General features: G+C 53.1%; 11 protein-coding genes and 1 pseudogene. 6 read left to right on the top strand and 6 right to left on the bottom strand.

The window, feature by feature from the left end:
- Positions 1–7: 7 nt before the first annotated feature.
- Genes hemY through hemC form a run of 4 tightly spaced genes read right to left on the bottom strand, consistent with a single transcriptional unit; the run spans position 8 to position 4,118 of the window.
- Positions 8–1,204, bottom strand: coding sequence for a protoheme IX biogenesis protein HemY (gene hemY, locus A9180_RS21695; protein WP_064530541.1), 1,197 nt, complete (start codon positions 1,202–1,204; stop codon positions 8–10).
- Between the two features lie 2 nt (positions 1,205–1,206).
- Positions 1,207–2,418 carry a uroporphyrinogen-III C-methyltransferase gene (hemX, locus tag A9180_RS21700; RefSeq protein ID WP_064530542.1) on the bottom strand — a complete coding sequence of 404 codons (1,212 nt, stop codon included), beginning with the start codon at positions 2,416–2,418 and terminating at the stop codon, positions 1,207–1,209.
- A 21-nt stretch (positions 2,419–2,439) separates the two neighbouring features.
- Complete coding sequence (gene hemD / locus A9180_RS21705) at positions 2,440–3,180, bottom strand: uroporphyrinogen-III synthase (protein WP_064530543.1); 741 nt, start codon at positions 3,178–3,180, stop codon at positions 2,440–2,442.
- Positions 3,177–4,118 carry a hydroxymethylbilane synthase gene (gene hemC / locus A9180_RS21710; protein WP_064530544.1) on the bottom strand — a complete coding sequence of 314 codons (942 nt, stop codon included), beginning with the start codon at positions 4,116–4,118 and terminating at the stop codon, positions 3,177–3,179. Before hemC ends, hemD begins: the two co-directional genes overlap by 4 nt.
- Before the next feature lie 373 nt (positions 4,119–4,491).
- Here hemC and cyaA point away from each other — a divergent pair, with 373 nt between their 5' ends.
- The gene (cyaA, locus tag A9180_RS21715) at positions 4,492–7,038 is read left to right on the top strand and encodes a class I adenylate cyclase (protein ID WP_064530545.1); all 2,547 of its coding nucleotides are present in this window, start codon (positions 4,492–4,494) and stop codon (positions 7,036–7,038) included.
- A gap of 39 nt (positions 7,039–7,077) precedes the next feature.
- Here cyaA and cyaY read toward each other — a convergent pair whose 3' ends face one another.
- The gene (gene cyaY, locus A9180_RS21720; RefSeq protein ID WP_064530546.1) at positions 7,078–7,398 is read right to left on the bottom strand and encodes an iron donor protein CyaY; all 321 of its coding nucleotides are present in this window, start codon (positions 7,396–7,398) and stop codon (positions 7,078–7,080) included.
- A 125-nt stretch (positions 7,399–7,523) separates the two neighbouring features.
- A pseudogene (locus A9180_RS24860) lies at positions 7,524–7,702 on the bottom strand (DKNYY family protein); the annotation flags it as partial.
- 158 nt (positions 7,703–7,860) lie between these two features.
- On the opposite strand from A9180_RS24860, the gene lptM reads away from it, so the two are divergent.
- The 5 genes from lptM to yigB are packed head-to-tail and all read left to right on the top strand — an operon-like array spanning position 7,861 to position 11,238.
- Positions 7,861–8,064 (top strand): LPS translocon maturation chaperone LptM, encoded by a 204-nt coding sequence (gene lptM / locus A9180_RS21725; protein ID WP_021581201.1) that lies wholly within the window; start codon positions 7,861–7,863, stop codon positions 8,062–8,064.
- A 36-nt stretch (positions 8,065–8,100) separates the two neighbouring features.
- Entirely contained in the window at positions 8,101–8,925 is an 825-nt protein-coding gene (gene dapF / locus A9180_RS21730) for a diaminopimelate epimerase (RefSeq protein ID WP_064530547.1), read from the top strand.
- The gene (locus A9180_RS21735) at positions 8,922–9,629 is read left to right on the top strand and encodes a DUF484 domain-containing protein (protein ID WP_064530548.1); all 708 of its coding nucleotides are present in this window, start codon (positions 8,922–8,924) and stop codon (positions 9,627–9,629) included. The genes dapF and A9180_RS21735 overlap by 4 nt, the downstream gene beginning before the upstream one ends.
- Positions 9,626–10,522 (top strand): tyrosine recombinase XerC, encoded by an 897-nt coding sequence (xerC, locus tag A9180_RS21740; RefSeq protein WP_064530549.1) that lies wholly within the window; start codon positions 9,626–9,628, stop codon positions 10,520–10,522. The genes A9180_RS21735 and xerC overlap by 4 nt, the downstream gene beginning before the upstream one ends.
- Complete coding sequence (yigB, locus tag A9180_RS21745; RefSeq protein WP_064530550.1) at positions 10,522–11,238, top strand: 5-amino-6-(5-phospho-D-ribitylamino)uracil phosphatase YigB; 717 nt, start codon at positions 10,522–10,524, stop codon at positions 11,236–11,238. Before xerC ends, yigB begins: the two co-directional genes overlap by 1 nt.
- Positions 11,239–11,268: the final 30 nt, after the last annotated feature.

Consider the following 11,268-nt stretch of genomic DNA (forward strand, 5'->3'; position numbering starts at 1 on the left):
ATATAAATTACTGCGGCGGGTTGTTCTGCAACGTCAACATCAAGCCGTCGCGGCGCATCGATGCGGCTTCTTCCGGCTTGTGCAGTCTGTCCAGCGCGTCGGCAAGCCATGCGTAATCGTAGGCGTCCGGGCGTTGTTTCAGCGCCGCGCGGAAGGCGAGGGATGCTTCCTGCCATTCGCCGTGCTTCATCAGTGACTGGCCCAATGTGCTCCACAACAGTGGGCGATCGCCGACGTTTTTGATTTGCTGGCGTAGCACTTTTTCAAGCTGTTCCGGATTGTTGGTTTTCAGTCGTGGAACTGGCAGCAGCAGGCGATCGTCATACTGGCGTTTCAGGCCGTCGATAATAATTTGCTGGGCTGTGTCATGGTCATCACACTCGATAAGATGTTCCGCCATTGCCACCTGCAACGCCACCTGATGACGCGTTTTCCGGCTTTGGTTTTTCCACCAGTTACGTAAACCTTCGCTGCCGTCATCGGCTCGCGCCTGATTCATCAGGCCAATCCATGCCTGTTGTTCCAGCATTGCACGATGTTCTTCATCGCCAACGTGGGCTTTTGCCATCGACGGGATGATATCCAGCAGTGAACTCCACGCACCGGTGCGGATATACGCCTGTTCCGCCAGACGCAGCACTTCCGGATGGCGTGGCGTGACTTCCAGCAACTTATCTACGCCGTGGCGAGCTGCGTGATTTTCATTACGGGCCAGTTGCAGACGTACACGGGTGATTTCCACCGGAATGGTGTCGTTGCCAGCCAGCTCCGCGGCACGTTCCAGATGTTGGTTGGCGCGTGCTTCATCACCTCGTTGCTGTGCGGCTTCGGCGGCCAGAAGATAGTTCACCACCGGTTGTTCAGCATGATCGGCATTTTTTGACAGCAGCTTTTCAACTTGCTGATAATCGCCTTCCGCCAGTTTTAGCAGCGCTTGTTCAGTTTGCTTCCGTGCGCGGCGACGCTTACGTCCGACAAACCAACCCCGGGTGTGCGCACCGGTGCGGAAGATTCGCCGTAGTAGCCACTCAATGGCAAACAGCACGACCATCGCAAGAATCAAAATGATCGCCAGGCCAGTGACGCTGGTTTCGATATTGTAGTTATCGGTCTGGATTAGCACATAACCTTGATGGCCGGCGATCATCGGGCCAACTACGATCCCCGCAATCAGCAACACAAAGAGCAATAACACTTTTAGCATGGTTATTCTCCTTGCGGCGCGACTGCCGGAGCATCAGCTTGCGGTGCAGGTGCAGGTGCAGGTGCAGGTGCAGGTGCAGGTGCAGGTTTAGCTTCCGTTGCCTTCGCTGCCGGTTGTGCCAGCAGGTTACGCACGCGGGTCTGCATCAGTTTTTCCAGCATCGCCTGGCTTTGCAGGGTTTCCGGGAGATCCATCGAAATAGTCTGTTGACTTAACTGGTCCACCTCGTCGAGGAATGCTTTGGTCGTCGCATCGTCAGTATCGTAATAAGCACGAACCCAGGTGGAGACATTCTCCAGCGCCTGGCGGTAAGTCTCTTCCTGATGACGCGGCACAGCTTGTGCGGCGACCAGCAGACGGGAACGAATATTTTCGCGCAGATAGATATCCTGATTCGGCGCTAACAGCGGTACGGCAGTATCATCACGACGGCGAATCGTAATGAAGTTGTCCATAAAACTCTGCCAGCTTTTTTGCAGATTGACGCGCCATTCACTGATGGAGCTGGAAAGCTCTTCACCGTCGGAATCCATCGGCGAACCATCGCTGTCATTGTCGGCCAGACGCAGGTTATCTACCTGATTAGAAAGCTGATTCAGCTTAAGAATAATGCCGTCATAATCCACCTGCGATACCGCAGAAAGGCTGGCGATATCATCGGTAATTGCCCGACGAACGGCAATAAGACTGGGGTCATTCATATCTGCCAGGCTGGCATCAGCGCTTTTCAGTAACGCCGCTGCGGTGGTGACGTCCTGATCGCTCCAGAGTTTACGTCCGGCAAGTTTTACCAGAAAGTCCGCCTGTGCGAGAAGCCAGGTTTTGGCATCGCTACCAGAGATGGTGGCGACCTTTTGTTGGACTTCATCCAGCTGTTTTGCCAACGTTTCTTGCTGACGATTCGCCTGTTCTAGCTGTGCAGCCTGTTGCCTAATAATGCCTTCCAGCTCCGCTTTTTGGGTTTCCTGGGCTTTTTGCAGTGCCGTGAGTTGGCTCGCCAGGGCATCGCTGGTGGCAGTCTGACTGACGGCCTGTTGCTTACCCCAGCCATACAAACCGACGCCTGCTGCCAGAGCAATGGCGATAGCCACCGCACTGAGAATCAGAGCGGTACTGTTCTTACTCTTCTTTTCTGCAACGACAGGTTGTGGCGTGGTGTCCACGGCCTCCCTGGTATCTTCAACCACGGCGGAGGTTTTTTCTTGTTCCGTCATTATGGCTTCCTGTTATGAGAGTTATTGTAATGCCCGTAATAGCGCATCGTTGTCAGCGTTATCGGCGACCTTAATGTCATTCCAGCCCAGTTCCCGGGCGAGTTTCGCCAAACGCTCACTGACGACCAAAAGCCGACAGCGTAGTAACCAGTGCTCACGATACCATTGTGGGATCAATGACCAGAGTTGATGCAACATTTCACCGCTGGTAACAACGACGGTCGTCACCTCGCGGGATTGCCAACGCATCGCCTCTTCTGCACCGTCATAATGAATTGCACACCGTTGATAACATTCACAAAAAGTGACTTCAGCACCGCGTGCCGTCAGAGTTTCTCCAATCAGCTCACGACCGCCGTTGCCACGTAATATCAGCGCACGTTTGCCAGCAATATTTTGTAATTCAGGTAATTGTAGCAAGACTTCACTGATTTCCCGATCCTGCGGATAACGAACCAGGTGTCCGCTCACGGTATGCAGCGCCAGCGCAGTGGTGCGGCCGATGGCGAAATAAATGGGTAGCCGGGGCCATTTACGATCTTGCTGATGCAGCTGTGATTGGGCAAAAGCAACGGCGTGTTGCGAAAGGGCAAACAATAGATCGCCTTCACCAAGTGCTGATAGCTGGTCGGCAAGTTGCGGTAATTGCCGACCAGGGGAAAACTCAATCAGCGGAAAATGCCAGGCCACCTGCCCCAGTGTGCGCAGACGGCTCACTAACTCTTCTCCAGCTGGAGATGGGCGGGTGACCAGGATACTCATGCTGGCGCGTCTCCGTTGTAGACTTCAGCGAGAATCTCCCGTGCACCGTTATTCAGTAGCTCTTCTGCCAGTGAAATCCCCATTTGCTCGGCATCCTGCGGCGCGCCGTGGCGTTCACCACGAATAATCTGTGAACCGTCTGGTGCACCGACCAGCGCACGCAACCAGATTTTTCCGTCGACAAGTTCGGCATAGCTGCCAATCGGCACCTGACAACCTCCTTCCAGACGGGTATTCATTGCACGTTCAGCGGTGACGCGTAGCGCGGTTTCATGGTGATTAAGCGCGGCAAGAAGCTCGCGGGTACGCGTATCATCAAGGCGGCATTCAATACCTACTGCACCTTGTCCGACTGCCGGAAGAGAAATTTCAGGGGGCAGCGCAGCGCGAATGCGGGACTCCAGCCCTAAACGTTTTAATCCGGCCACGGCAAGAATAATGGCATCGTATTCACCGTTATCCAGCTTGCTAAGGCGTGTCCCAACATTTCCACGCAGAGAGCGAATAATCAGGTCCGGGCGGCGTTCAGCCAGTTGGCACTGGCGACGTAAACTGGAAGTCCCGACGATACTGCCAGCCGGTAACGCATCCAGGCTGTCATAATTATTGGACACAAAGGCATCACGCGGATCTTCGCGTTCGCAAATGGTGACCAGTCCCAGACCCTGCGGGAATTCAACCGGCACATCTTTCATCGAATGTACGGCGATATCGGCGCGGTTTTCCAGGAGCGCGACTTCCAGCTCTTTAACAAATAAGCCTTTTCCGCCTACTTTCGCCAGCGGCGTATCAAGAATTACATCGCCGCGCGTCACCATCGGTACTAGCTCAACGACTAATCCCGGATGGCTCGCCATCAACTTGTCTTTGACATAGTGTGCCTGCCAGAGTGCAAGTGGGCTTTGGCGTGTGGCAATTCTTAAAACATTGTCTAACATGCTTGTTACCGTCATTATCATCCGTGGTCCATCCTAACATCCTTGCTGGAGCGATGTCAGTGCTGTGGTGAAACGTTGACGTTAATGCAAAACGTAAAGTGGATCCTGACTGGCGCTTCAAGCCGTCGTAATAAGGAATTTACAGAGAATAAACGGTGCTACACTTGTATGTAGCGCATCTTTCTTTACGGTCAATCAGCAAGGTGTTAAATTGATCACGTTTTAGACCATTTTTTCGTCGTGAAACTAAAAAAACCAGGCGCGGAAAGTGGTAACAGTTACCTTTGACATACGAAATATCCCGAATGCTGCGTGTTTCCGTTGATGTTGCCGGAACCATAGACATGACGGGTAGCAAATCAGGCGATACGTCTTGTACCTCTATATTGAGACTCTGAAACAGAGACTGGATGCCATAAATCAATTGCGCGTGGATCGCGCGCTTGCTGCCATGGGGCCTGCATTCCAACAGGTTTACAGTCTGCTGCCTACATTGTTGCACTATCACCATCCGCTAATGCCGGGTTACCTTGATGGTAACGTTCCCAAAGGCATTTGCCTCTACACGCCTGATGAAACCCAACGCCACTACCTGAACGAACTTGAACTGTACCGTGGAATGTCAGTACAGGACCCGCCAAAAGGCGAGCTTCCTATTACTGGCGTATACACCATGGGCAGTACTTCGTCCGTAGGGCAAAGTTGTTCCTCTGACCTGGATATCTGGGTCTGTCATCAATCCTGGCTCGATAGCGAAGAGCGCCAATTACTACAGCGTAAATGCAGCCTGCTGGAAAACTGGGCCGCCTCGCTGGGTGTGGAAGTTAGCTTCTTCCTGATTGATGAAAACCGTTTCCGCCACAACGAGAGTGGCAGTCTGGGGGGCGAAGATTGCGGCTCCACCCAGCATATACTGCTACTTGATGAATTTTATCGTACCGCCGTGCGTCTCGCCGGTAAGCGTATTCTGTGGAATATGGTGCCGTGCGACGAAGAAGAGCATTACGATGACTACGTAATGACGCTTTACGCGCAGGGCGTGCTGACGCCAAATGAATGGCTGGATCTCGGCGGCTTAAGCTCGCTTTCCGCTGAAGAGTACTTCGGTGCCAGCCTTTGGCAACTCTACAAAAGTATCGACTCCCCGTACAAAGCGGTGCTGAAAACACTGCTGCTGGAAGCTTATTCCTGGGAATACCCGAACCCACGCCTGCTGGCGAAAGATATCAAACAGCGTTTGCACGACGGCGAGATTGTGTCGTTTGGCCTCGATCCGTACTGCATGATGCTGGAGCGTGTTACTGAATACCTGACGGCGATTGAAGATTTCACTCGTCTGGATTTAGTACGCCGCTGCTTCTATTTAAAAGTGTGCGAAAAACTTAGCCGCGAACGCGCCTGCGTAGGCTGGCGTCGTGAAGTGTTAAGCCAGCTGGTGAAAGAGTGGGAATGGGACGATACTCGTCTGGCAATGCTTGATAACCGTGCCAACTGGAAGATTGATCAGGTGCGTGAGGCGCACAACGAACTTCTCGACGCGATGATGCAGAGCTACCGTAATCTGATCCGCTTTGCGCGCCGCAATAACCTTAGCGTCTCCGCCAGCCCGCAGGATATCGGCGTGCTGACGCGTAAACTGTACGCGGCGTTTGAAGCATTACCGGGTAAAGTGACGCTGGTGAACCCGCAGATTTCACCTGATCTTTCCGAGCCAAATCTGACCTTTATTTATGTGCCGCCGGGCCGTGCTAATCGCTCTGGCTGGTATCTGTATAACCGTGCGCCGACAATAGAGTCGATCATCAGCCATCAACCGCTGGAATATAACCGTTACCTGAACAAACTGGTGGCGTGGGCATGGTTTAACGGCCTGCTGACCTCGCGTACCCGTTTGTACATTAAAGGCAACGGCATTGTCGACTTGCCGAAGTTGCAGGAAATGGTCGCTGATGTGTCGCACCATTTCCCATTGCGCCTACCCGCACCGACGCCGAAGGCGCTCTACAGCCCTTGTGAGATTCGCCATCTGGCGATTATCGTTAACCTGGAATATGACCCAACGACAGCGTTTCGTAATCAGGTAGTGCATTTTGATTTCCGTAAGCTGGACGTCTTCAGCTTTGGAGAAGAGCAAAAATGCCTTGTGGGCAGTGTTGATCTGTTGTATCGCAACTCATGGAATGAAGTGCGCACGCTGCATTTCAACGGCGAGCAGTCGATGATTGAAGCCCTGAAAACCATTCTCGGCAAAATGCACCAGGACGCCGCGCCGCCGGATAGCGTGGAAGTCTTCTGTTATAGCCAGCATCTGCGCGGCTTAATTCGTACTCGCGTGCAGCAACTGGTTTCGGAATGTATTGAACTGCGTCTTTCCAGCACCCGTCAGGAAACCGGGCGCTTCAAGGCGCTGCGCGTTTCTGGCCAGACTTGGGGCTTGTTCTTCGAGCGCCTGAATGTGTCGGTACAGAAACTGGAAAATGCCATCGAGTTCTATGGCGCTATTTCGCATAACAAACTGCACGGTCTGTCAGTACAGGTTGAAACCAATCACGTCAAATTACCGGCGGTGGTAGACGGCTTTGCCAGCGAAGGGATCATCCAGTTCTTCTTCGAAGAAACTCAAGACGAGAATGGCTTTAATATCTACATTCTCGACGAAAGTAACCGCGTTGAGGTGTATCACCACTGCGAAGGCAGCAAAGAGGAGCTGGTGCGTGACGTCAGCCGCTTCTACTCGTCATCGCACGATCGTTTCACCTACGGCTCCAGTTTCATTAACTTCAACTTGCCGCAGTTCTATCAGATTGTGAAGATCGATGGTCGGGAACAGGTTATACCCTTCCGCACCAAATCTATCGGCAATATGCCGCCTGCCAATCAGGACAACGATACGCCGCTGCTACAGCAGTATTTTTCGTGATGAATGTGCCGGAAAGCGAGGCTTATCCGGCATGCAATCTTAGCGGAAACTGACTGTTTCACCCGCCTGCTGCGTTGCCGCCTGTTCCAGCAAATCCCAGAAGGTTTCGCCGCTGCGATCGCAAATCCACTCATCGCCTTTCAGGTCAAAATGGTAGCCGCTCTGTTTGGTCGCCAGCCACACCTGGTGCAGTGGTTCCTGACGGTTGATAATGATTTTGCTGCCGTTTTCAAAGGTAATGGTCAGCACGCCGCCGTTGATTTCGCAGTCGATATCGCTGTCGCCATCCCAGTCGTCCAGGTGTTCTTCAATGGTTAGCCACAGTTGGTCAGCCAGGCGATGAAATTCACTGTCGTTCATTGTTGTATCCTGTTTTTAAGTGATGGCGGCAGTATAGCGGCATGGGGTCAGGGCTTCAAAGTTTGCATCTCTGCGGCTGCGTTCCGGCACGATTCATCCGTCACTGGAATAATAATATCTCTGTATAGCGAAAGATTTGTCTCTTCATTAGGGCGCAGGTACACCACGCCTTTCCCTGTTTCAGGTAAACATTATGATCAGGTTCACCGAGCGAGCATCCTCACGCTGACGGAACTAAAAAAGACAACAAACAAACCACATTGCGATAGTGCATAAAGCCATCCTGGCGCGAGGTGCCGATCACGAAACTACCAGCAAAACATAAATCCCCACGTGTAAGCGTTATACTCGCAGCAATTCCTCACTTTTCAGACTTCATAAAGAGTCGCTAAACGCTTGCTTTTACGTCTTCTCCTGCGATGATAGAAAGCAGAAAGCGATGAACTTTACAGGCAATCCATAATGAAAAACGTGTTTAAGGCACTCACTGTATTACTTACTCTTTTCAGCCTGACGGGCTGCGGTCTGAAAGGTCCGCTCTATTTCCCGCCTGCAGATAAAAACGCGCCGCCGCCGACCAAACCGGTAGAGACGCAAACACAATCCACGTTGCCGGATAAAAACGACCGCGCCACTGGCGATGGCCCATCTCAGGTGAATTACTAAAAGTCAGTTTCTGTACCCGCGTGAATGGAGTAGATAATGCAGTTCTCGAAAATGCATGGCCTTGGCAACGATTTTATGGTCGTCGACGCGGTAACGCAGAATGTCTTTTTTTCTCCGGATCTGATTCGTCGCCTGGCGGATCGGCACCTGGGTGTGGGGTTTGATCAGCTGTTGGTGGTCGAACCGCCTTACGATCCTGAGCTGGATTTCCACTATCGCATCTTTAATGCTGATGGTAGTGAAGTGGCGCAATGCGGTAATGGCGCCCGTTGCTTTGCCCGCTTTGTACGCCTGAAAGGGCTGACCAATAAGCGCGATATTCGCGTCAGCACTGCCAATGGTCGGATGGTGCTGACCGTTACCGATGACGATCTGGTGCGGGTCAATATGGGTGAACCTAACTTCGAACCTTCCGCCGTGCCGTTTCGCGCTAACAAAGCGGAAAAGACCTATATTATGCGCGCCGCCGAGCAGACAATCTTATGCGGCGTGGTGTCGATGGGAAATCCGCACTGCGTGATTCAGGTCGATGATGTCGATACCGCCGCGGTAGAAACATTGGGCCCAGTTCTGGAAAGTCACGAACGTTTTCCGGAACGCGCTAATATCGGTTTCATGCAGGTGGTTAAGCGCGAGCATATTCGTTTACGCGTTTATGAGCGTGGGGCAGGAGAAACCCAGGCCTGCGGCAGCGGCGCGTGTGCGGCGGTGGCGGTAGGGATTCTGCAAGGTTTGCTGGCCGAAGAAGTCCGCGTGGAACTCCCCGGCGGTCGTCTTGATATCGCCTGGAAAGGCCCGGGTCACCCGTTATATATGACGGGGCCGGCGGTACATGTCTACGACGGATTTATTCATCTATGAAGCAACCAGGGGAAGAACTGCAGGAAACACTCACGGAGCTTGATGACCGGGCGGTTGTCGATTATCTGATTAAAAATCCTGAGTTTTTTATCCGCAATGCGCGCGCAGTTGAAGCGATACGTGTGCCGCATCCGGTACGTGGTACCGTTTCGCTGGTCGAGTGGCATATGGCTCGCGCGCGTAACCATATTCATGTTCTGGAAGAGAACATGTCGCTGTTGATGGAACAGGCTATCGCTAACGAAGGTCTGTTTTATCGCTTGCTCTACTTGCAGCGCACTCTTACTGCCGCCAGCAGTCTCGACGATATGCTGATGCGTTTTCATCGCTGGGCGCGTGATTTAGGGTTGGCGGGCGCGAGTGTGCGCCTGTTTCCGGATCGCTGGCGCTTAGGTGCGCCGTCGAACCATACTCATCTGGCATTAAACCGTCAGGCTTTCGAACCACTGCGTATTCAGCGTCTGGGCCAGGAGCAGCATTATCTGGGGCCGCTTAACGGGCCGGAGTTGCTGGTGGTGTTACCGGAAGCGAAAGCGGTGGGATCGGTGGCGATGTCGATGCTGGGAAGCGATGCTGATTTAGGCGTGGTGCTGTTCACCAGCCGCGATGTCAATCACTATCAACAAGGACAGGGAACGCAGTTACTTGATGAAATTGCACTGATGTTGCCGGAGCTTCTGGAACGTTGGATTGAACGCGTATGACCGATTTACATACCGATGTGGAACGCTACCTACGCTATCTGAGCGTGGAGCGGCAGCTTAGTCCGATAACCCTGCTTAACTACCAGCGCCAGCTTGAGGCGATCATCAATTTTGCCAGCGAAAACGGCCTGCAAAGCTGGCAGCAATGTGATGTGACGATGGTGCGCAATTTTGCTGTACGCAGTCGCCGTAAAGGGCTGGGCGCGGCAAGCCTTGCATTACGCCTCTCCGCGCTACGTAGCTTTTTTGACTGGCTGGTCAGCCAGAACGAACTCAAAGCTAACCCGGCAAAAGGTGTTGCGGCACCGAAAGCGCCGCGTCATCTGCCGAAAAATATCGACGTCGATGATATGAATCGCCTATTGGATATTGATATCAACGATCCCCTCGCCGTGCGCGACCGGGCGATGCTGGAAGTGATGTACGGTGCGGGTCTGCGTCTTTCCGAACTGGTGGGGCTCGATATCAAACACCTTGACCTGGAGTCCGGCGAAGTGTGGGTAATGGGGAAAGGCAGCAAAGAGCGCCGCCTGCCGATTGGTCGTAATGCCGTGGCATGGATTGAGCACTGGCTTGATTTGCGCGACCTGTTTGGTAGCGAAGACGACGCACTTTTTCTGTCTAAACTGGGCAAGCGTATCTCCGCGCGTAATGTACAGAAACGCTTTGCAGAATGGGGCATAAAACAAGGGCTGAATAACCACGTTCACCCGCATAAATTACGTCACTCGTTCGCTACCCATATGCTGGAGTCGAGCGGCGATCTTCGTGGTGTGCAGGAACTGTTAGGTCATGCCAACCTCTCCACCACGCAAATCTATACTCATCTTGATTTTCAACACCTTGCCTCGGTGTACGATGCGGCGCATCCACGCGCCAAACGGGGGAAATAATGCGTTTTTACCGGCCTTTGGGGCGCATCTCGGCGCTCACCTTTGACCTGGATGATACCCTTTACGATAACCGTCCGGTGATTTTGCGCACCGAGCGGGAGGCGCTGACTTTTGTGCAAAATTATCATCCGGCGCTGCGCAGCTTCCAGAATGAAGATCTGCAACGCCTGCGTCAGGCGGTACGGGAAGCGGAACCCGAGATTTATCACGACGTGACGCGCTGGCGTTTTCGCTCGATTGAACAAGCGATGCTCGACGCTGGGCTGAGTGCCGAAGAAGCCAGTGCAGGTGCACACGCGGCGATGATCAACTTTGCCAAATGGCGCAGTCGGATCGACGTCCCGCAGCAAACGCACGACACCTTAAAGCAACTGGCGAAGAAATGGCCGCTGGTGGCGATCACCAACGGCAACGCACAGCCGGAACTTTTTGGCCTGGGCGACTACTTTGAGTTTGTGCTGCGCGCTGGCCCGCACGGACGCTCGAAACCGTTCAGCGATATGTACTTTCTGGCGGCGGAAAAACTCAACGTACCGATCGGCGAGATCTTACATGTTGGGGACGATCTCACCACCGACGTTGGCGGGGCAATTCGCAGCGGAATGCAGGCCTGTTGGATCAGACCGGAAAATAGCTGTCTGATGCAAACCTGGGACAGCCGTTTACTCCCGCATCTGGAAATTTCCCGGTTGGCATCTCTGACCTCGCTGATATAATCAGCAAATCTGTATATATACCCAGCTTTT

It is taken from the genome of Escherichia sp. B1147 (assembly GCF_001660175.1).
Classification (GTDB): Bacteria; Pseudomonadota; Gammaproteobacteria; order Enterobacterales; family Enterobacteriaceae; genus Escherichia; species Escherichia whittamii.

What these genes read in the sequence shown, in the direction of transcription:
- hemY (WP_064530541.1), bottom strand. Translation starts at nt 1,204, where the DNA reads ATGCTAAAAGTGTTATTGCTCTTTGTGTTGCTGATTGCGGGGATCGTA.
- hemX (WP_064530542.1), bottom strand. Translation starts at nt 2,418, where the DNA reads ATGACGGAACAAGAAAAAACCTCCGCCGTGGTTGAAGATACCAGGGAG.
- hemD (WP_064530543.1), bottom strand. Translation starts at nt 3,180, where the DNA reads ATGAGTATCCTGGTCACCCGCCCATCTCCAGCTGGAGAAGAGTTAGTG.
- hemC (WP_064530544.1), bottom strand. Translation starts at nt 4,118, where the DNA reads ATGTTAGACAATGTTTTAAGAATTGCCACACGCCAAAGCCCACTTGCA.
- cyaY (WP_064530546.1), bottom strand. Translation starts at nt 7,398, where the DNA reads ATGAACGACAGTGAATTTCATCGCCTGGCTGACCAACTGTGGCTAACC.
- lptM (WP_021581201.1), top strand. Translation starts at nt 7,861, where the DNA reads ATGAAAAACGTGTTTAAGGCACTCACTGTATTACTTACTCTTTTCAGC.
- dapF (WP_064530547.1), top strand. Translation starts at nt 8,101, where the DNA reads ATGCAGTTCTCGAAAATGCATGGCCTTGGCAACGATTTTATGGTCGTC.
- A9180_RS21735 (WP_064530548.1), top strand. Translation starts at nt 8,922, where the DNA reads ATGAAGCAACCAGGGGAAGAACTGCAGGAAACACTCACGGAGCTTGAT.
- xerC (WP_064530549.1), top strand. Translation starts at nt 9,626, where the DNA reads ATGACCGATTTACATACCGATGTGGAACGCTACCTACGCTATCTGAGC.
- yigB (WP_064530550.1), top strand. Translation starts at nt 10,522, where the DNA reads ATGCGTTTTTACCGGCCTTTGGGGCGCATCTCGGCGCTCACCTTTGAC.